We start from the raw sequence: 21,308 nt of genomic DNA on the forward strand, positions 1-21,308 counted from the left end.
TTCTCGGACAGCCTCCTAGAGCATTTTCACGAAACACTTATCTGTCGATTGAGGTTGTTTTGAGTGCTTCCTTACTTCGATGCGGCCGGATATGGGTCGATGTAGGATGAAAGTGCTCTAACTACTGCAGCAGCGCCCAGGCCGTTGCCGCTGTAGCAAGTATCCAGATAAGGATGACGATCGCTGCGGCAACCCGGCTGACCGGCCGGCTGGCGGCCGCTTCTGCCTGGGCGCGACAGTGCATCATCACCTCGGCCGGAATCATCCGTACCGACAGCATCACTCCCAGCGGCACCAGAATCAGGTCGTCCAGATAGCCGATTACCGGAATGAAGTCCGGGATCAGATCAATCGGTGACAGAGCATAACCCGCTGTTATCAGCGCCAGCAGTGTTGCCAGCCAGGGCGTACGTGGATCCCGTGCTGCCAGCCAGAGTGCGTGAACCTCCTGCTTAAGGGTGCGGGCCCAGTGCCTGAGGCGCTGGAAAAAAGTCTGTTTCATGTTGCTTGCCTATCCTCGGTGTCGTAGCCCCTGCTTGCGGTTTGGTTCGCTGGCCGTCTGAACTCCCTTTTCCTGCATTGTTCCTGCATTGTTCCTGCTTGTTGCTGCCTTTCAGTAGTTTCTACCGGGTTCTACCGGGTATTGAGTGCTACTTGAGATAGGACCGCAGGGCCGCCACCACCTGATCCACATCCTCGGCCCGCTCCTGCGGTGATATGTCGTCGGCGCCCAGGTGCTCGCGGATATGGCCTTCCAGCACCTGCGCCATCAAGCCGTTTACGGCACCTCTGATCGCAGCGATCTGCTGCAATATGGCACTGCAGTCGCAGTCTTCTTCCAGGGCTTTTTCCAGTGCGCCGGCCTGACCCTTGATGCGCCTAATGCGCGTCAGCAGTTGTTTGCTGTCCTTGCTTGTATGACCCATGGATGCACTCCCATATTTTTAGATAGTATACTGGGGTATAGTATATTTTTAACAATCCTCGGAATATAGCATAGTGACATCTTCATCGCCCACAGAGCGCTGGCAGCATTCCCATCTGTTTAACGAAGGTGATCCACTGGCTGAGCGCAACACGCGCTGGGCAGTGGTGCTGACCGCGATCATGATGGTGCTGGAAATCAGCGGCGGCTGGATTTACAACTCCATGGCCCTGCTGGCCGACGGCTGGCACATGAGTTCCCATACCTTGGCGCTGGGTCTTTCGGTGCTGGCCTACGCGGCTGCCCGGCGTTTTGCCGGTGACCAGCGCTTTGCCTTTGGCACCTGGAAGATAGAAGTACTGGGTGGCTATACCAGCGCGATTCTGTTGCTGGGCGTGGCGGGTCTGATGCTGTTCCAGTCGGTGGCAAGGTTGCTGGCACCGACTGAGATTCATTATGACCAGGCGATTGCCATTGCTGTGCTGGGTCTGCTGGTCAATCTGGCCTGTGCCTGGCTGCTGCGCGGCGGCCATGCGGATCATCATCACCACCACGATCATCATCACGGCTCCACAATCGATGAGCATCACCATGGACAGGTGGCTGGGCATGCAGGGCAGCATCAGGACCTTAATCTGCGCTCGGCCTATCTGCATGTGATCACCGATGCGGCCACATCTGTACTGGCCATAGTGGCGCTTATTGGTGGCAAATTGTGGGGTGCGGCCTGGCTCGATCCGGTGATGGGTATCGTGGGTGCTGTACTGGTGACGATCTGGGCCCTGGGCCTGATACGGGACACCGGACGGGTACTGCTCGATGCAGAGATGGATGCACCTGTGGTGGCAAAAATCAGGCAGCAGATTGAAGCGGGGCCTGTTGATGCCAAGATTACCGATCTGCATGTATGGCGGGTCGGCAAGGGTAAATATGCCTGTATTCTGGCGCTGGCTGTAGCGCAGGACACCACTGCGGATGTGTTCCGTGAATATCTTCAGCTACAGGAGGAGCTGGTGCATATCACGGTAGAACTTAATCAGTATCGGTCGAAATGAGGGTTTCGCTACCAGATCGGCTCAGGGATCTGGCGCTAAAGTTGTAGCTATAAGCCACCTAAGACCAAGGGTCGGGTGTCGGCGCGAGGGGCATAATGGCGTTATCTGCAGAGGGCTCGATGGCTCTCGCCTGGCAGTGGTGGTGGGAATGTCAGCAGATTCGGTTGAACGGCGTTCCCAAAAGCTCCGCCATCCTGCCTTGTTGCACTTCACTCTGACCGTTGATTATTTTTCCCCGCCAGGTTTTCCTGGCGGGGATTTTTTCGTCAAGGCGGTCGTGCCGGGGCAGGGAGGCTTCAGCCCAGCTGATCGATTACTATGGCATTTGAATAGACCAGAGCATTGTCTTTGACGCGGCGCCCAACGAGGAAGAAATGGCCGCGGTTGTCGTGGCGATGGCGGTAAACGTGGAATTTGCAGTCTTTCAGTGCGCCGCATTCGGGCGGTGTTTCCAGCTCCAGACCATCCAGTTGCGTATCGATGTCCAGTTCCAGTCGGTCATTGCTGTCGCTGAGTTGATCTTCGGCGGCGGCCAGCTTCAGGTGCATGTCTGCGGTGACTCTGAACCTGATCAGTCCCTGGGGTGACGATTTTTCGGCGCCGTCGGGTTTGTACCAGGCATCGATATTGAACTTGTTCATGCTGTATCTCCCCTGATTGCGCGAGCGCCGGCCCGAAGTACAGGCAGCAGCGATGGCTTCACCGCTGCTGTGACTGCGGGGGCAGGCGGCGTCGCCTGATTTCAATTCCAGTATAGCGGCGCCTCAGACGGTGATCAGATTTGCATCCGTACCCCGTATCAGTAGCGATTTCACTTCGGCGTAGTGATGGATGACTTCAGTCCCCAATTCACGGCCAAGGCGACTCTTGGCATCAGCCGCTCAACCCTGTATCGCAAGCTCAAACAACTCGAAGAATAACCGCTGCGGACAAGTGGTGCGCCTGAATGAAAAAATCCCGTGTCAGCCAGGCTGACACAGGATTTTTTTGAGATGAGCCGCAGCGGTGTACGGCGCGGGTGCTTAGCTCACGGGCGCCATTTCAGGGTGAGTGTTTTGCACGTGATGTTTATCGGCCACCTTGCGCAGACTCATGTTGGCGATAAAGGCCACCACCAGCAGGCCTGCCATGGCGTACATGGTGGAGTTGTACAGGCTTGGTGTTGGGTCCAGAGTGCCGGCAGGAGCAATTTCCATCAGGCGGCCCAGAGTTACTGTCTTGGATGCCATCAGGGTTTGCAACTGGTCGATTCCGGCGCCAAAGGTAGCACTGAAAACGGCCGGATCCACCTGGCTGGCCAGGCTGTTAATGGCATCATTCAGCGATTGCTCGCGCAGATAAGTGATGGCAAAGGGCCCCAGCACACCTGCGGTACTCCAGGCGGTGAGCAGACGGCCGTGAATGCCACCGACATGCAGGGTACCGAAGATATCTGCCAGATACGCCGGGATAGTGGCAAAGCCGCCGCCGTACATGGTGAAGATGATCATGGTGGCGGCGCAGAAGAGTACCAGCCATACGAGGCTTGGATTACTGCTGACCTGGCCTGCGAAGTAGGGAATGGACAGATAGAGCGCCATACCCAGAACGAAGAAACAGTGGAAGGTGTTCTTGCGTCCCAGGTAGTCCGACGACGAGGCCCAGAAGAAGCGTCCGAGCATGTTGAACACACTGATCAGCAGCACATAGGTGGCGGCAAAGCTGGTATCCACTATGTTGGGCAAGGTAGTGCCGAAGATCTCGGTCATCATGGTCTTGGCAACGCCAATAACACCAATACCGGCGGTAACGTTCAGGCAGAGTACCAGCCAGAGCAGGTAGAACTGTGGTGTTTTCAGTGCCTGGTCAATATGCACATGCTTGTCGGTAATCAGACGGGTCTTGCCGGAGGTATCGGCCTTGGGCGCCCAGCCAGCGGGTTTCCAGCCATCGGGCGGTACCCGGTAGGAGAAGGCCGCGATAGTCATGATAATGAAATAGACAATGCCCAGGGTGATAAAGACACTGGCCACGCCGGTGTTGCCGGTATCAACAACATAGACGCCTTCAGGGCCTGAAACGGGCAGCTTGGCCATATCGGCCGCGGTCGCCACCACCACTTCGAGCTTTTGACCTGCAACCTCTGCGAAGCGGCGGCCCGACTCGGTGATGAGATTAATGTCGGCTACTTTGCCCAGGTACTGCGGTGCTTCGTAGAAGATCGACAGTAGCCAGGTTTTCAGGGGAGCGCCTATCATGGCGCCGCCACCAAAGCCCATGATGGCCATGCCGGTCGCCATGCCGCGCCTGTCCGGGAACCAGCGTAGCAGGGTACTGACGGGCGACACATAGGCCAGCCCCAGGCCGCAACCACCTATAACCCCGTAGCCGAGGTAGAGCAGCCAGAGCTGATCCAGGCTGATACCGATACTGCCGATCAGAAAGCCTCCTCCCCAGCACAGGGCCGCGAGGAATCCGACTGCACGGGGACCGACTTTCTCCAGCCATTTACCACCCAGTGCCGCAGCGAGACCCAGGAAGACGATGGCGGTGGAGAATATCCACACCACTGAGCTCAGGGACCAGTCGTCGGCTGCGCTGGTAACAACGCCGTGCTGGCGTATCAGGGGTGGGTTGAAAATACTCCAGGCGTAAACCGAACCTATACATAGATGTATCGCGATGGATGCCGGCGGCACCAGCCAACGGTTGAAACCGGGCTTGGCCACGATTCTTTCCTTGAGCAGAAATGCCAAGGGGCCTGACGAGTTAGACATAACACGTTGCTCCGCTATCTTCATTTTTATTGCAGGAAACCAGTGGCAGAAATAGCTCGCGGCTATCTGCGCGCAATAAGCAAAGCAAGTGCCGGGCCAGAATGCACAAAGCCTTTAATGGCGGACTGTGGGGGAGCTTGTGCGGGGTCCTACGGGGCAGAAGAGACTGCTAACAGGGTCAAAATGACCCTGTTAGCAGGGTGCAGCGGGACATTATGACCCGGTTTTGCGGCTGGCACTGGGCGATGCCTGCGGCTCGGCCGCACGCAGCCAAACGAAAAAGGTCGTGCCGCGACCCTCGCGCGAGCGCAGGGAAATGCTGGCACCGGCGTGTTGCAGGATGCGATAGCTGATTGAGAGGCCAAGGCCAGAGCCGCCCTGGGTGCGGCTAAAGAAGGGGTCAAAAATGCGTGTTTGCAGTTCGGCGGCGATACCGCAGCCGTTGTCCCGCACCGCCACCAGAACAGCATCCGGGCCGCGATCACGGCTGTGCAGGCTGATGCGACCATCGGTGCGTTCTGGCGCTATGGCGTTGATCGCGTTCATTATCAGGTTGATCAGCACCTGCTGAAACTGCATAGGGTCGGCGGTAATCCAGTGCCTGGCACGCAGATCCAGATGTAACGTGATACCACGGCTTGATAGTGCATGCTGCACCAGCTGGCGGCTATCACGGATAACGCCGTGGGGATCCATTGCCTGGTGCGGATCGCTGCCGGTTTCGGGGCGGGAGAACTGCAGCAGATTGGTGATAATAGCTCTTATGCGATAGACCTGATCAATGATCATCTGGGCTTCGTGGCGTACGGGTGTTGCCTGGTCTCCCAGTTCTTCCAGCAGCAGATCCATATAGCCCAGAATAACCGCCGTGGGATTGTTGATCTCGTGGGCGATGCCGGCGGTGAGTTCGCCTATGGCCGCCAGTTTGCCCTGGGCCACCAGCTGTTCGCGGCTGCGCTGCAGCAACCGGATATGCTGCTGCAGCTCGTCTGTGCGCTGGGCGACTTTAAGTTCCAGGGATGCGGCGGCCTGCTGTATCTGGTCGTGTTGGGCATCAAGCTGGTCGAGCATGTTGTTAAACTGTGTCGCCAGCAGGGTGACCTGGTTGTCGGCTGCAAGCAGCGGAATGCGTTGGCGCCGGCCACTGCGGACCTGCTCAATCACGTCTGCGACGATTTCAATGGGTTTGAAAATGGCGCGGGCACCAAGCACGGCAATACTGATGCACAGCACTAGCCCCAGGGCGAACAGCCACAGCAGCAGCTCCAGCCACTGGTAAAAGCTTTGCAGGAAGGGCGCCTCGAGAAAGCCGGCATAGAGCATGCCGATACGCTGGCCATGCACATCGGTTACGGGTTCGTAGGCAGAAATGTACCAGTCATCGACAACAAAGGCGCGGGCCAGCCAGCGCTCGCCGCGTTCCAGCACCTGGTTGCGCACCTGCTCCGAGACCCGCGTACCCAAAGCGCGCTCGCGCGGGATCTGGGTAATAACGTTGGTGGTGATACGGATGTCATCCAGAAACAGGGTAACGTTGCCCTGGCTGTCGGCGGGCAAGCTGCCAGGGCCGTAGACAATGTCGCGGATACGGTCAACGAAGGCCAGATTGCCGTTCATCAGTAATCCGGCGGCGACGATCGCCACGGGCTGTCCTTTGGCGTTGCGCAGCGGATAGGCAAAATGCAGCATCATGCCGCGGGTTTCTTCGGTCTTGTCCGATGCCTGGCTAAAGGGGGTGGGTACTAGCTTGAGGTAGGCGCGCCGAGCAAGCCCTGGGTCTATGGCACCAAGTTCGGTGGCACTGAAAACTTCGACGCCACTGACGGCGCCCTGCAGCCTTGCCTGTTGCAACAGCGGACTCTTCGGATAAAGGCAATTGAGCGGCTGTTGCAGGTCGCAGCCCTGCAAATCCAGCAGGCGTACGAAGTCAAAGCCGGTATCGCCTTGCAGCCGTGCCAGCAGCGCGGCTGTAGCGGGTGCGGAGCTCAGTTGTGGCAGTGGCAGACGCATCTGCAGTGCCTCGGATGCCAGAGACAGGCGCAGCAAGTACTGCTCGCGGGTGGCGACGAAGGATTCGTGGGCAACGGCAAGGTCTGTATTGGCCTTCATCAGCAGGTGCCGGTAACCCACCTCGTGGCTCCAGTAATAGGCCAGGGCAAGGACGCCGGGCAACACCAGCAGCAGTGGAAAGAGTACCAGCGCCAGCAGGCGATAGCGCAGGTTGCCCAGCAGTCGGCGCCAGAGGCTGCGCCGGGGTGATTCAGTCGCGTTCATTACTGCCCTGGCGCTTGCGATCCAGGGTTTTGCGGGCAATGCCCAGTTGCTCCGCCGCCCTTGTCTTGTTGCCGCCGTTGTTGTGCAGCACCCGATCAATGTGATCGGCTTCCACCTGATCCAGCGTCCAGTGCAGTGGATAGCCACCTGCTGATGGTGTCTCACTGGCGGCTGTCAGCAGATCCCGGGGAAGGGTGCGCAGCAGCAGGCAGCGCTCCAGCAGGTTTTTCAGTTCCCGTACATTACCGGGCCAGGGATAGGCCTCCAGTGCCTGCATGTCGGCGTGATTCAGAGGCAGCTCAGGCATGCCCAGCTCAGTGGCCAGGCGTGCCGCCAGCTGTTGTGCCAGCAGCTTGATATCCTGGGTGCGCGCCCGCAGCGGCGGGACTTCGATCTGCAGTACGTTGAGGCGATAGAACAGGTCCTGCCGAAAGCTGCCATCGCTGACCGCCTGGTGCAGGCTGCGGTTGGTTGCCGCTATAATGCGTACATCCACCGGGGTATCGCGCTCGGTGCCAAGGGGGCGTATGCGACCGTCTTCGAGGATACGCAGCAGCCGGGTTTGCAGCAGCAGGGGCATTTCGGCGATTTCATCCAGGAACAGGGTGCCGCCGTCGGCATAGCTGAACAGACCGGGCCTGGACTGGTGCGCGCCTGTGAAGGCGCCCTTGATATGGCCAAAGAGCTCGGATTCCATCAGTTCGGGGGCAATGGCGCCGCAGTTAACCGGCACGAAAGGGCCGACACGGCCGCTTTGCTGGTGTATGGCGCGGGCCACCAGATCCTTGCCGGTACCCGTTTCACCTTCGATAAGCACGGCAGAGGGCGCCGGGGCGACCTGGCGTACCAGGGTGCGAATGGCTTCAAGTGCTGGGCTGGTGCCAATGAGGGAATCCAGTGGCGCGCCGCTGTCTAGACGGCGGCGCAACACAAAATTTTCCCGCGCCAGACGGCGGCGTTCGAGCACTTGCTGTACGGCCTTGCGCATCTGTTCGATGCGAAAGGGTTTGAGGATCAAATCGCAGGCGCCGAGCCGCAGCACTTCAATGGCGGTGTTCATATCGGCGAAGCCGGTCATGAAGATAGTGTCCGGCGGGTTGCCGGCATCCTGCAACTCCTGCAGCCATTGCACACCGGAGCGCCCAGGCAGGCAGATATCGACAATCTGCAGGTCGAAATGCAGTTTTTGGCGCAGCAGGTTAGCTTCATCGGTGGAGGCGGCGGTTTCAACGCAGCTGTATTCCTTCTGCAGGGCGCGCTGCAGGAAGTCGCGGATACCGGCTTCGTCGTCCACCACCAGAATGGAAAAGCCCTGGCGCTTGGGCGCCTGTGTCTCGGGTGTCGGGCGGGTCTGTTCGCTGGCACTGGGGCACATGTTGGATCCGTGGGTAGCAAAGGCGGTGCCGGCAGTGTAACGCGGAGGATGCAACAAGGGGTAAGCATACGACTAAAGATTGAGAATAGCGGCCAGCAGAATGCCGTGGCGTCAGGGTGCCGCAGGTGAAAAGTTGCTTTCGCCCAGGGTGTTCCAGCCGCGATAGTCGCTCACATTGTCGCGGGTGATGAGTTCGGGCCTGATAAGAATGCGCTGCGCTGCAAGGGTTTCGCCGCGCAGCAGCTGCAGTCCGGTATCAACGGCGCGCTCGGCAATGCGTCCTGGAAACTGAGCTGCGCTGGCCTCGAGCAGGCTGGTGGTAGTTTTAAGCTGATCAAAGGCGGCGGGGGAACCGTCGATACTGACGATAACGAAGTTGCTGCGCCCGGCCTGATGTGCGGCTTGCTCTGCGCCCAGCGCCGAGGGGTCATTGATAGTGAATACGCCCTGGATGTCGGGGTGGGCGGTCATAAGCGCGGTCATTTTTTCAAGTCCGCCTTCACGGGCACCGCCACCATTTTCTGTGTCGGACAGCAATTCAATGCCGGCGAAGGCCGCCAGTGCGTCCCGACACCCCTGCACGCGCTCAAGTACCGAGGACACCGCAGGCCCGTTTATGATCACCACCTTGCCGGTGCCGCCAATGCGCTGTGCCAGGTAGTTGCAGGCTAAAGTGCCGGCGACGCGGTTATCCGTGGTGATGGTGGCATCGGCGCCGGCGGCTTCCACATCCACCGCAATCACCCGGATGCCGGCCTCGTGGGCGCGTTCTACCGCAGGGGCTATGCCATCGCGATCCGCCGCGGACAGCAGGATCAGCTGCACGCCGTCACTGATAAAGGCATCGATCTGACGAATCTGGCGGGGCAGGTCATAGGCGCTGGAGACCACCTGAACCCGTACCTGGTCGCCCCCAAGCTCGCGGGCGCGCCTTTCGGCTCCCCGGGCGATTTCAACAAAGTAGGGGTTACCCAGGTCCGACACTGAGACGCCGATGGAGGTGAGAACTGTGGTTGCAGGCTGAGGGCTTGATTCGCCTTGCGCCTGCGCACTAGGGCACAGCAGCACGGCCGCAAGCATCACCAGAGGTTTGAAAGCGGGCATGGCGATCTCCAGCGGCGATGAGTGGAATGCGTCGACTCAGATAACAGCAATGGGAGTCGTTCGGCAGTGCTGTGGTATTGAATCATGCCAGGCGTCTAAAGCGTAGTGCTCTGGCGCCTGATATGGATTGGCAGAATGTTTGAAATGGACATTCTGCCAGATAGCGTCTGGGCTGCTCGCCACCTGACAGGGTTCAGTCCGCGAGGAGTTGATTGAAATACAACAGATAAAAAAGGCGCGGCCTTGCGACCGCACCAAACGGGTTCAGGCGGCGTAGGCGCCGGCTGGATGATCTTCGGGATTCAGAGCGCCGGTCATAATGGCGACAGCTTCAGACATGGTGTGCGTATCGGGCTTGACGATGGCGATACGTTTGCCCAGACGATGGATGTGAATCCGGTCGGCCACTTCAAACACATGGGGCATGTTGTGGCTGATCAGGATCACCGGCAGGCCCTTGGCGCGAACATCGTTGATCAGGTTCAGTACCCGGCGCGATTCCTTCACTCCCAGTGCAGCCGTGGGTTCATCCATGATGACCACATGGCGGGCGAAGGCAGCGGCACGCGCCACGGCAACGCCCTGACGCTGTCCACCTGACAGAGTTTCGACGGCCTGATTGATATTCTGGATGGTCAGCAGGCCCAGTTCCGCCAGTTTGGCCTTGGCTTCATCGTGCATGCCTTTCTTGTCGAGCATGCGAAACACTGAGCCCAGGATGCCAGGACGGCGGCGTTCACGGCCCAGGAACATGTTGTCGGCGATGTCCAGTGACGGTGAAACGGCCAGGTTCTGGTAGACGGTTTCGATGCCAAGGGCACGGGCGTCCATCGGGCTCTTGAAATGAATGGGCTTGCCGTCCAGGGTGATTTCGCCTTCGTCCGGTACCAGGGCGCCGGACAGAGCCTTGATCAGGGAGGACTTGCCGGCACCGTTGTCACCAATAATGGCGAGTACTTCACCGGCATAAAGATCAAAGTCAGTATGGTCGATTGCGGTGACATGGCCGTAGCGTTTTACCAGCCCGCGGGCCTGGAATACGATTCTTTTGTCGGTAGTCATGATTTATACCTTCCGGATCCATTGATCGACGCCAACGGCGACAATAATCAGTGCGCCAACGGTAAATTCCTGCCAGAGCACATCGACACCGGCCAGGGCCAGGCCATTGCGGAACACACCGACCACCAGCGCACCCATCAGGGTCCCGAAGATCGAGCCGCGACCACCAAAGAGGCTGGTGCCACCAATCACCACGGCGGTGATGCTGTCCAGGTTGGCCATCATGCCGGCCTGCGGGCTGACAGAACCGATGCGACCTATGAGTACCCAGGCGGCGATGGCACAGAGCACACCGGCAACCACATACACGGACATCAGCACACGATCGGTACGGATACCTGCAAGTTTGGCTGAGTCGGGATCATCGCCGGTGGCGTAAACGTGCTTGCCCCAGGCGGTCCATTTCAGCGCATACCAGATAACGACGAAGAGCCCCAGCATCAGCAGTGAACCATAGGTCAGGCGAGCGCCGAAGATATCGATGGCCGTGCCTGTCCAGTGCAGCAGCGGAGCTACGGCGTCAATTTCCTGGGAACGGATGGTTTCGCTCTGTGAGTACCAGAGGTTGAGCGCGAAGAAGATGTTCCAGGTGCCGAGCGTGACGATAAAGGGCGGCAGGCGGAAGCGGGTCACCAGCAGGCCGTTAATCCAGCCGGTGATGCCACCGGCGATCAGGCCGATGCACAGTGCCGCACCAGAGGGTAAACCGACCTCAACAGCCATGCGGCCCATGATGACGGAGGTCAGCACCATCACGGCGCCGACGGACAAATCGATACCGGCCGTGAGGATAATCAGGGTCTGGGCGATACCCAGTACACCGATAATCGTCACCTGCTGCAGGATCAGGGACAAGTTGAAGGGGTCGAGAAAGCGGCCGCCAATAATAGAGCTAAACATCGCAATGGCGGCAAGCAGTACTATGGTCGGTGCGGCGACCGGGTACTTGTGGAAAAACTGGTGAAGTCTGTCAGCAACGGAGACCTGTGCGCCTTTGAAGGTCGCAAAGTCGCCACCGGCAGCATTGGCGACCTTTTCATGGTCAGCTGTCTGCACTTTGGCATTCTGCGGAGTGGTCATAGCGTGAACCTGTTATTGTTAGATTCGCAAGGGACCGGGAGTGAAAACTCCCGGCTTTGTGCATGGCTGTCTGGCGTTTGCCTGGCTTAGCCCCAGCAGAGTTCCAGGCCTTCTGCGGAGGTCTTGGAGCTGATCCCCTCGATCGGCTGATCGGTGATCAGCTCAACGCCTGTATTGACGAAGTCGAGACCCTCAGAGGCCTGCGGCTTGGTACCGGTCTTGGCGAATTCCATAACGGCGTCTACACCCATGGAAGCCATCAGCAGCGGGAACTGCATGGAGGTGGCGCCGATAACGCCATCCTTGACATTGCTCACGCCCGGACAGCCGCCATCGACGGAGACAATCAGCACGTCGGTCTTGCCAACCGCTTTGAGGGCTTCATAGGCACCGGCCGCCGCAGGTTCATTGATGGTGTACACAACATTGATGCTCGGATCTTTCTGCATCAGGTTTTCCATGGCAGTACGGCCACCTTCTTCTGCACCCTGGGTGACTTCGTTACCGACAATGCGCGAATCGGTTTCGTCACCCATCTTCTTCGGGTCCTTCAGATCAATACCGAATCCCTGCAAAAAGCCCTGATCACGGGCAACATCGACGGTGATTGCGCTGCTGTTCAGATCCAGCATGGCGATCCTGGCGGTGGCGGCCTTGTCACCCAGCTGAGCCTTGGCCCACTCGCCAATCAGCACACCGGCCTTGAAGTTGTCGGTGGCGAAGGTCGCATCAGCGGCGGTAGCAGGGGACAGCGGCGTATCCAGGGCGATCACCAGCAGGCCGGCTTCACGGGCACGTTGAACCGCAGGCACTATGGCAACAGGGTCGCTTGGGGTCAGCAGAATGCCTTTGGCGCCGGCAGCGATCAGGTTTTCGATGGCCTGAACCTGGGAATCATTATCGCCATCAAATTTGCCGGAGAAGGACAGCAGCTTGATGCCTTCGGCTTCGGCTTTCTGTTCGGCTCCTTTGCGCATCTTGACGAAAAACGGGTTGGTGTTGGTCTTTGTGATCAGGCCGACGATGGTCTGCTCAGCGGCGAAGGTGAAGGGAGAGGCGACTGCGATAGCGATGGCGAGAGCACTGAGTTGCTTTTTCATGATGGAACTCCAATTGTTGTTTTTGTGTTGCTTTGCTCGGTAGGGTCATTAAAGAGCGCCTGCATGAACACAAAATGTCGGCCAGAAGCTGAGCTGTTAACAATTGAAACATTGGCGCAAGGGGCTAGGGGCGAAACTAAAGGGGCTAGGGGCTAGGGAAACTAAAGGTGCGAGGTGCGAGGTGCGAGGGAGAGCAAGAGCAAGAGCAGGCCAGGTAGCCTGGAATGAGTTTACGAATTCCGGGAAAGGAGCGCGGCGGGTTTCGAGAACGAACCTACGAATTCGGGGAACGGAGCCAAAGGCGAGTTGCGAGAATATGCCGGCGAAAAGCCTATGGCTGCAAGGCGGTGGCGATGGCCCGTGCCAGGCTGTCCAGCCGGTAAGGTTTGGCGATAAAGCTGCTGTGCGTTGCCAGCCCGTAGCGCTTGCTGAGCTGATCGCGCGGCAGACCGGACGCCAGAATGCAGGGGAGGTCTGGCCACTGTTGCTGTAATGTCTGGCGCAGCTGGATACCGGTCTGGCCGGTGCCCAGGTTAATATCGCTCAGCACCAGGTCGGGTACAGGGTTGGTTTGCAGCCACTCCAGGGCCTCTTCGGCACTGCGGCACGCCAGAGGTTCGTAACCAAGCTCTGCCAGCATGTCTTCCACCGCCTGCAGCACCAGATGATCATCTTCCACCAGCAGTACAAGTTCACCGTTGCCCTGTGGGCGAGGGCCCTCGGACGCAGTGTCCTGCGGGGCCGCGGCGGCTCTGTGGCGCGGCAGGCTGATGCGGATGCAGGTGCCCTGGCCCGGCACGCTTTGAATATCGATATCGCCCCCGGATTGCTTGACGAAGCCGTACACCATACTGAGCCCCAGGCCGCTGCCCTGGCCCACTTCCTTGGTGGTAAAGAAGGGATCGAAGACTCGTTCCAGCAGTTCTTCCGGAATGCCGTTGCCGGTGTCTCTCACCTCTATTTGCACACGCGCAGGACTATCGGTGTCGGTTGCATGGCTATCGGTGGGGCTGTGCTCGGTATCGTCAATACCACTGACAACGCGGGTGCTAAAGCTGAGTGTGCCGCCATCGGGCATGGCCGCGCTGCTGTTGAGGGCCAGGTTAAGCAGGGCGTTTTCAAGCTGGCCGGGGTCCACATAGATCCAGTCATCAGTGGCCTCTAGCTTTGTTTGAATTTCAATATGGGGCCCCACGCTGTATTCCACCAGATCCAGCATGCCATCGATCAGCGCATTGAGCTGCTGCGTTTCCGGGTGCAACTGCTGTTTGCGGGAAAACGCCAGCAGACGCTGCACCAGGCTGGCGCCGCGCTCGGCGGCGGCCAGTGCGCGCTGGCCATAGCGACTGACCTTGTCACCCAGGTCGGGTTGCTGTTCCAGTAACTGCAGGTTGCCGATAACGGCGGCGAGCAGGTTGTTGAAGTCGTGAGAGATGCCGCCGGTGAGCTGCCCCAGTACTTCCATTTTTTGCGCCTGGCGCAACTGGGATTCGATGGTCTTGCGATCCGTAAGGTCGCTGTAGAGGGTAACAAAACCGCCGTCGGGCATGGGCTGGCTGCGAAACTCGATCACGCGGCCATCCTGATAATAGCGCTCGAAGCGAATGGCCTGCTCTGGGCGCTGCAGGTTGGTTTGTGTCATGTCCAGCGGGCGGTTGTCCAGGGTGCGGTTACTGTGGGCATTGCGCGCCATTAAATTCTGCACATGATCCAGCGACAGATCGCGGCGGATCTCGCCGGCGGGCAGGTCGAAAATACTCAGATAACGCGGATTCCAGGCGATCAGGCGCTGATCACGGTCGAATACACTGAGGCCGTCGTTGATATTGTCAAACACGGTTTGCAGCAGGCGCTGCTGTTTTTGCAGGTTCTCTGCCATGGATTGCAGTTCGCGGCTGTTTTCGCGAAAGACGTTAAAGGCGCGGGCCAGGCTGCCGATCTCATCGCGTCGCTGCACTGCAGGGGTGGCCTGCTCGGTAACGCCTGAGGCCAGGCGTGTCATCAGCCTGGTAACAGCCTTGAGGTTGTGGGTCATGGTGAGTACCAGGGTGGCGCCGGCCGCCAGTGCCAGCAGGGCCACAAGGCTGATCCACAGAATGCGCACCTTGCCCTGGTCGATGGTCTCAGCCAGAGCACCGTGCTGGCGCTCAAAGCGGCTTTGCAGGCTGTCGACGAAGGCTTTGACCTCGGTGGACAGCTGCTCGGAAATAGCGCGCACCGCCGCCAGCAGATAGGCCTGTCGTTGCTTGACGTCGAGTTGCTGGTGGCGCAACTCGAATATCGCTTGGGCACGTTTGTGCAGTGGTGTGTCTTTTGCGATGCGGGCGCCAAAGCGCTTTTCGATCAGAGCCAACTCGCGTGAAGACGCAGAGGCGGCTGCAAGCAGCTGATCGATTGCCTGGCTGTCGCTTTCATTCGGGCTCAGGCTGTTAATACCGGGGCTGCCTACTTGCTGCAACTGGTAGAGCAACTGGCGCAGATCTTCGCGCTGAAACAGCTCCTGCTGGGTCAGAAAAATAAGTTCATCCAGGGTCGCATAGAGCTTTTCGAGCAATCCGCGCAGCACCGGGGCCGAGGTCAGGTGGCGAATGCGGCCGGCCAGGTTCTTGAGCTGCTCGACGCGCTGCTGCAGTTGCTGGCGATCATGCTGCAGCTGGAAGGGGGCCGATGCCTCGGCGACAAAGGGCGCCAGGGATGCGAGGCTGGCAGTACGTTCGGCCAGTTCCAGGGAATGGGAAATATCCGGCAGAATCTCCGCCCGCAGACGTTCCAGCGACTGTTCGGTATCACTCAGGCCGCGCCAGCCGACGATGGCCAGAGCCAGGGCGGCCAGGGTGATACAGGCAAAAGCGAGCAGCAGGCGGGCGCGGGCACTGTACATAACTCAGAGCCGACTGATCTGGGCGTGGAAACAGTAGCCCAGGCCGCGTTCGGTACGAATGTAACGGGGCTGGCGCGGGTTGGGTTCAAGCTTGCGCCTCAGGCGCAGTATCAGTACATCAATGGTGCGATCGAAGACTTCGCTATTGTCACCGCGGGTCATCTCCAGCAGCTGATCGCGCGTCAGGATGCGATTGGGTGCCTTGACCAGGGCTTCCAGCAAGTTGAATTCACCGTAGGTCAGCTCCACGCCGGTACCATCGCTGCGCTGCAGCTGGCGGGCAGTGAGATCCAGCACCCAATCGCCAAAGGCCAGACGCTGGTGGCTATGCAGATCTTCTGGCTTGGCCATGATGCCTGCGGAGCGGCGCAGCAAGGCCCGCACCCGCGCCAGCAGTTCACGCACGTTAAAGGGCTTCATCAGAAAGTCATCGGCGGCCAGTTCCAGCCCCAGAATGCGGTCGGTTTCATCGCCCTTGCCAGTGAGCATCATGATGGGAATGCTGGATTCGGCTCGCAGGCCGCGCGCCAGCTGCATGCCGTCTTCACCCTTGAGGCGCAGATCCAGAATCACCAGGGAAAAGGCGGATTGCGCCAGTGCCTGCTGCATTTCTGCACCATTGGTGACCGCCAGGGCGTCGAAGCCGTTGTCATCCAGCAGATCGTGCAGAAGATCCCGCATGTCCGCTTCGTCATCGACGATAAGAATTTTCTGGCGTGCTGTTTCCGTCATAGATCTCTGTCCGTTGGTCCGTTGCGCTGTTGTGATACCACAGAATAGGCCAGATTGAATTTCAAATGTTTCAGGGGACTAGTTTTGCAATTGCGATAGTGTCGGTGATTTACAGGGTGCCGCACGGGGGATTAGCCCGGAGGATGCGCAGCAGAGTTATGGCCGATTGGATCGGCTGAGGCGTTCCCTGCCGCATCTGTATAGAGGTCATTAGTGCGCTGGAGGCTCGTGGCGTCGGGTTTCGATCATTGACCATTGACCATTGACCATTGACCATTGACCGAGAGCGTCGGCACCACCACGCCGGGGGAGGCTCATATTCCATGTGTTCGGCGCATTGGGACAGTTCGAGCGCGACCTGATCCGCGAGCGTACCAAGGTGGGATTGGCTGCCGCCGCACGTGGTCGTAAAGTAGGGCGCAAGCCCGTCGTTAACGACGAGAGGCTGCAGCGGGCGCGGGAACATATCGCCAAGGGTCTGAACGTCCGGGAGGCTGCGGCCCGCCTCAAGATTGTGAAAACTGCGCTATACGCCGCATTGAAGGCGCAAGTTGGGTGAGTGACCTGATGATAATCTCTGTTACGTTAAGTAGGGCCACCCATCGGGTGCTGACGATACACCACCGCAGGACCGGTTTGCGTGCCTCAGCGGTTTGTTGAGGCGCCTGGCACTGCCAATGGGAGTCGTAGAGGCTCACTGCTCCCTACCGTATATTTCTGATGTGCTCTCTGTTTACGCTTATCCCGTGACGACTGCACGATCTTCTGCCCAGGATTTCCCCGGATCGCTTTTAGCCTAAGATATACTCTGCTGCAGCCTGGCTCTTGCCAGCAGTGCAGGTGCGATGTCGCTGTTCGTCGGGTTGACGTGATGTCGTTTGGTAAATATACAAATTTATGTCTTTATATACGCTCGACATCTGGTTATTATTGCAAAATTAACGTATAAAATTTACCGTTTAGGCTCTTCTGTGTCATGCCTGCTCGGTCTTGCCGGCGTCTGATTGGCCTGCGGCATCTATAATTCCTAATTCAACTTGTAGACGAGGGGACAGACATGTCCGTTAAAGTCATCGCATTCGGTGAAGCCCTGATTGATATGCTTGCCAAGCCGGCAGAGTCCGGCCCGGCCAGCTTTGTGGCACACCCGGGCGGCGCGCCGGCCAATGTCGCTGTTGGTGTGGCCAAGCTGGGCGGCAACGCCAGTTTTCTGGGCCAGGTCGGACAGGACATGTTCGGCGACACCCTGGTGCAGACCATGCAGCAGTTTGGTGTTGATACCAGCCAGTTTGTACAGACCACCGATGCCATGACTGCACTGGCGTTTGTGAGCCTCGATGCCGATGGCGAGCGCAGCTTCGCATTTTACCGCGATGGCAGTGCCGATTTGCTCTACCGCGCTGAGCAGTGCCCCGAAGATTTTCTGCAGGGCGCAGTGTTTCACAGTTGCTCTAACACCCTTACCGAGGCTGCGATTCGCGAGCAGCATCTGATACTGATGGCCCGTGCCCGTGCCGGTGGTTCAATTGTCAGCTTTGACGTGAATTACCGCCATAACCTCTGGGCTGAGGGCGAGGATGCGCGGGAGCCTATCTGGCAGGCGATGCTGGCATCGGATCTGGTGAAGATAAGCCGCGAGGAGCTCGAAGCACTCTACGGCAAGGATCCATCCCTGGTTGGCGAACTGCTGGACGGCGGTGTTGAGCTGTTGCTGATCACCGATGGTGGCGAGCCGCTGGAAGCTCACTGGGCCGGTGGTTCTCTGCGCCTGGTCCCCCCCGTGACCAAAGTACTGGACAGCACCGCCGCCGGCGACTCTTTCGTGTCGGGCTTGCTGTATCAGCTGTCCGAACAGTCTGTCAGCCACGATGCCTTTGGCGCCTGGTTGCGTGATGAGGCGAAACTAACCGCAGCACTTGAGTTTGCCAGTCGCTGTGGCGCACTTACGGTCGGGCGTTATGGTGCCTTTGAAGCCTTGCCAATGGGCTCCGAGCTCGGGCTCTGATAAAAAGCCGCACCGCTTCAGGCTGAACGACAGCCTGTATCAGTAGCACGCATAAAAAACGGCAGGTTAAATTCCTGCCGTTTTTTTATGTCTGGTTTTTGGCGGCACCGGTTGGGGTTTGGCGTTGAATCAGCCGTTGCTCGTTTTGCTGTCTAGCTTGAGCTTGGACTTGGACAATAAGGCGGTGATCACATCGCTGGGCTGTGGTCGGCTGAACATGAAACCCTGGGCTTCGGCGCAGCCGGCGTTGAGCAGGTAATCGGCCTGAGGCTGGTTCTCTATCCCCTCGGCGCAAACTTTCAGGCCAATACTGTGGCCCAGGGCGATGATTGCTGCAGCCACACCTAACCCGTCTTTGTCCTCCGGCAAGGCCCGCACGAAAGGCTGATCCAGTTTGACGCGAGTCAGGGGCAGGCGGTGCAGGCTTGAGATGGAAGAGTAGCCACTGCCAAAATTATCAATGGCGAGTTCGAATCCGAGCGCTGCCAGGCGTTCAAACAGTTCTACTGCATGCTTCAGGTGGGTCAGGTCGCTTTCGCTGACCTCAAGTTCAAACCAGTGCGCCTGGCACTGATATTTCTCCAGTGTGGTGATGAGCCAGTCGACCTGATTGCTGGTGAACTGGCGTGCTGAGAGGTTGACGGTAATCACGCCTGGATCAAAGCCCTGCTGCCGCCATTGTCTTGACTGCTGCATGACCTTTTCGATGATGCTATTGCCGATGGTGATAATCAGATCACTGCCTTGAGCTGCGGGCAAGAACTGTGCGGCCTCAATAATTCCGTTGGTGGGGTGCTGCCAGCGTGCCAGAGCCTCCATGCCGATGGGAAGGCGGTTGCGCAGGTCAACGCGGGTCTGATAGTGCACGCAAAACTCGTCGTTGGCGACGGCCAGGCGCAATTCGGCGGTTTGGGACATATGAGCCACGGCGCGGTGGGTAAGTTGTTGTGAAAAAAGGCGGAAGACATTCTTGCCGTCTTCCTTGGCTCGGTACATGGCGGCGTCGGCGTTTCTGATCAGAACTTCGCTGCTGCAACCATCTGTCGGATACAGACTGATGCCGATGCTGGTGGTCAGCATCAAGGGGTTGTTGTTCAGCATGAATGGGGGCGCGATGCATTCAATCAGTTTCTGCGCCAACATGGCGGCGTCATCGCTGTGCAGTAGCGGTGACATTATGACGGTGAACTCATCGCCGCCAATGCGGGCCAGGGTGTCACTGGAGCGCACACAGGCACTCAGGCGTCGGCTCATTTCCTGCAGTACGAGATCGCCTGCCTGATGGCCCAGGCTGTCGTTGATGGCCTTGAACCTATCCAGATCTATAAACAGCAGGGCGAAAGACAGTTGCCCGCGTTCGGCCTGCAGTCGTACCTGTTCGAGTCGATCCAGGAACAGGGTGCGATTGGGCAGCCCGGTGAGCTGATCATGATGGGCCAGTTGCTGCAAGCGGGACTGTTCTTCGTGCAATTGCTGCAGCAGTCGGGTGTTCTCGCTGATATCGCGGTAAATTTCGATCACGCCACTCAGGGAGCCGTCCGGCAGGCTCAGGGGTGTGGCGACCAGTTCTATATGGCAGAGCTTGCCGTTGCTATCGGTAAAGCTGCAGATCTCGGTTTCTCGGGTGCTGCCGCGCAGCAGTCGCTGTGCCGGGCCTTGGTGTTGCATCGCTGTGGTGTCCGGTGACTGTAGCCGGTTACAGGGGTGGTTGGCTTCGCTGTCACGGGCGGCGCGGTTGAGCAGGCGAGTATTGCAGTTTATATCCCGCACCACCATGGCGTCGTGCACGCTGTCGACGACGTTCTGCAGAAACGCGCGGGCCTCGCGCAGACGCTGTTCTTCCAGTATGCGGCCGGTGATGTCGTGGGAGACGGTGATGATGCTGATGATATCGCCGTTGTGGTCAATAAAGGGGACGGCGTAGGTTTGTAGCCAGACATCGCTTTCGGCGCTGTTTGTGCGCAGGCGGTACTGCAGATTTCTGTTGTGCCCGGCGAAGGCGGACTTGATCAGATTGCCGAAGGCGGTACGGTCTGCTTCGGCGACAAACTGTTCGCAGAATGACTGCTCCATGGCCTTGTCCACCGGACTGTGCAGAATGCGGGCGCCGGCATTGTTGATGCTGAGTATTCTTCCGTCCTGGTCCAAAGTGATAACGCCGGCGGGCTCCGCCTCGATCAGGGTGCGCAGGTACTCTTGCTGATTCTTGAGGTTGGCGGTGTGACGGTGAACTTCTTCATTCAGCTGCTCTACGGAAAAGGTGGTGGTGCGCAGGCGCTTGAGCATGTTGTCAAAGCCGCGGGCAAGCTCGCCGATTTCATCGTTGCGCTGGTCGTTGATCGATACAACCAGGTTGCCACCGACGACCTGTTGTAGCTGGGTGCGGATACGATCTAGCCGACTTTTCAGGTTGCGGGCGATCTGGATGGCGATGAGCGTCAGAACCAGCGATAGCGTGATTATCAGTCCCTGGGAGATAACCCGACCGCGCTCAGTGGTCGCCAGTATGCGTTGCTGTGCCTGGGTGGCAAGGGGTATGGCGTCTTCAGTCATTTCCTGCAAGGTGGCATAGATGCGATAGGTCAGCTGAACCTGGCCGGGGTTGTCATAGCGCTCGCGCCCCAGCAGCGGTGTCAGGCTTTGCAGTGTCTCGTTCTGGCGGCTGATGCTATGTATAAAGCGGTCGGCACTCTCAGGATTGTCGTTGAGGACCGCGCTCAGCTGCGCGCGCGCCAGCTGCCAGTCGTCCAGGGCATCCGCATCATGGTAGGACAGGTAAAGCCCAAAACGGGTATTGAGCCGCGTGACAGAGCGCTGTACTGCATTGGCGTACTCCAGTTGTCCCATGGCTTCGTTGAGTTGGGAAGCGCTCCAGTGGCTGACAAACCAGCCGGATAGCGCAACTGTGGCCGAAAAAGTCGACAGCAGCAGTAATCGGGTTCCGACTTTCATGTCCAAT

Annotated in this window: 16 protein-coding genes and 1 pseudogene; 4 read left to right on the forward strand and 13 right to left on the reverse strand. The window is 58.7% G+C overall.

Going from position 1 to position 21,308, the window contains the following annotated elements; translation table 11 throughout:
* Positions 1-121: 121 nt before the first annotated feature.
* Positions 122-481 (reverse strand): annotated as a pseudogene (locus MPRO_RS16615) (YkvA family protein); the annotation flags it as partial.
* Positions 482-650: 169 nt separating this feature from the next.
* Positions 651-926: a metal/formaldehyde-sensitive transcriptional repressor gene (locus MPRO_RS16620; RefSeq protein WP_067295303.1), complete on the reverse strand. Its 276-nt coding sequence runs from the start codon at positions 924-926 to the stop codon at positions 651-653.
* Positions 927-999: 73 nt separating this feature from the next.
* Between MPRO_RS16620 and dmeF the strand changes: the two genes are divergently transcribed.
* Positions 1,000-1,980, forward strand: a complete 981-nt coding sequence (dmeF, locus tag MPRO_RS16625) for a CDF family Co(II)/Ni(II) efflux transporter DmeF (RefSeq protein WP_067295306.1) — start codon at positions 1,000-1,002, stop codon at positions 1,978-1,980.
* Between the two features lie 296 nt (positions 1,981-2,276).
* Here dmeF and MPRO_RS16630 read toward each other — a convergent pair whose 3' ends face one another.
* Complete coding sequence (locus tag MPRO_RS16630; protein ID WP_067295309.1) at positions 2,277-2,621, reverse strand: hypothetical protein; 345 nt, start codon at positions 2,619-2,621, stop codon at positions 2,277-2,279.
* Between the two features lie 186 nt (positions 2,622-2,807).
* Here MPRO_RS16630 and MPRO_RS25160 point away from each other — a divergent pair, with 186 nt between their 5' ends.
* The gene (locus MPRO_RS25160; RefSeq protein ID WP_082708895.1) at positions 2,808-2,900 is read left to right on the forward strand and encodes a helix-turn-helix domain-containing protein; all 93 of its coding nucleotides are present in this window, start codon (positions 2,808-2,810) and stop codon (positions 2,898-2,900) included.
* Between the two features lie 102 nt (positions 2,901-3,002).
* Here MPRO_RS25160 and MPRO_RS16635 read toward each other — a convergent pair whose 3' ends face one another.
* From MPRO_RS16635 to MPRO_RS16675, 9 genes are all read right to left on the reverse strand, one after another.
* Positions 3,003-4,736, reverse strand: a complete 1,734-nt coding sequence (locus MPRO_RS16635; RefSeq protein ID WP_067295312.1) for an OFA family MFS transporter — start codon at positions 4,734-4,736, stop codon at positions 3,003-3,005.
* Between the two features lie 213 nt (positions 4,737-4,949).
* The gene (locus MPRO_RS16640; protein WP_067295315.1) at positions 4,950-7,010 is read right to left on the reverse strand and encodes a sensor histidine kinase; all 2,061 of its coding nucleotides are present in this window, start codon (positions 7,008-7,010) and stop codon (positions 4,950-4,952) included.
* Positions 6,997-8,385: a sigma-54-dependent transcriptional regulator gene (locus MPRO_RS16645; RefSeq protein ID WP_082708897.1), complete on the reverse strand. Its 1,389-nt coding sequence runs from the start codon at positions 8,383-8,385 to the stop codon at positions 6,997-6,999. The genes MPRO_RS16640 and MPRO_RS16645 overlap by 14 nt, the downstream gene beginning before the upstream one ends.
* A gap of 111 nt (positions 8,386-8,496) precedes the next feature.
* On the reverse strand, positions 8,497-9,489 hold the full coding sequence (locus tag MPRO_RS16650; protein WP_082708899.1) for an ABC transporter substrate-binding protein: 993 nt from the start codon (positions 9,487-9,489) through the stop codon (positions 8,497-8,499).
* 264 nt (positions 9,490-9,753) lie between these two features.
* A complete protein-coding gene (locus MPRO_RS25495; RefSeq protein ID WP_067295317.1) occupies positions 9,754-10,551 on the reverse strand; it encodes an ATP-binding cassette domain-containing protein in 798 nt (265 codons plus the stop codon).
* Positions 10,552-10,554: 3 nt separating this feature from the next.
* Positions 10,555-11,631, reverse strand: a complete 1,077-nt coding sequence (locus MPRO_RS25500; RefSeq protein WP_067295320.1) for an ABC transporter permease — start codon at positions 11,629-11,631, stop codon at positions 10,555-10,557.
* An 86-nt stretch (positions 11,632-11,717) separates the two neighbouring features.
* Positions 11,718-12,731 (reverse strand): sugar ABC transporter substrate-binding protein, encoded by a 1,014-nt coding sequence (locus tag MPRO_RS16665; RefSeq protein WP_067295322.1) that lies wholly within the window; start codon positions 12,729-12,731, stop codon positions 11,718-11,720.
* A gap of 331 nt (positions 12,732-13,062) precedes the next feature.
* Positions 13,063-15,612, reverse strand: a complete 2,550-nt coding sequence (locus MPRO_RS16670; protein WP_067295325.1) for a PAS-domain containing protein — start codon at positions 15,610-15,612, stop codon at positions 13,063-13,065.
* A gap of 3 nt (positions 15,613-15,615) precedes the next feature.
* Entirely contained in the window at positions 15,616-16,344 is a 729-nt protein-coding gene (locus MPRO_RS16675; protein ID WP_067295329.1) for a response regulator, read from the reverse strand.
* Between the two features lie 316 nt (positions 16,345-16,660).
* Here MPRO_RS16675 and MPRO_RS26670 point away from each other — a divergent pair, with 316 nt between their 5' ends.
* Positions 16,661-16,903, forward strand: coding sequence for a recombinase family protein (locus MPRO_RS26670; protein ID WP_102136327.1), 243 nt, complete (start codon positions 16,661-16,663; stop codon positions 16,901-16,903).
* Positions 16,904-17,401: 498 nt separating this feature from the next.
* On the forward strand, positions 17,402-18,349 hold the full coding sequence (locus tag MPRO_RS16685; protein ID WP_067295332.1) for a carbohydrate kinase family protein: 948 nt from the start codon (positions 17,402-17,404) through the stop codon (positions 18,347-18,349).
* A 129-nt stretch (positions 18,350-18,478) separates the two neighbouring features.
* On the opposite strand, the gene MPRO_RS16690 is transcribed toward MPRO_RS16685, so the two are convergent.
* Complete coding sequence (locus MPRO_RS16690) at positions 18,479-21,301, reverse strand: EAL domain-containing protein (RefSeq protein WP_067295334.1); 2,823 nt, start codon at positions 21,299-21,301, stop codon at positions 18,479-18,481.
* Positions 21,302-21,308: the final 7 nt, after the last annotated feature.

It is taken from the genome of Marinobacterium profundum (assembly GCF_001528745.1).
Classification (GTDB): domain Bacteria; phylum Pseudomonadota; class Gammaproteobacteria; order Pseudomonadales; family Balneatricaceae; genus Marinobacterium_A; species Marinobacterium_A profundum.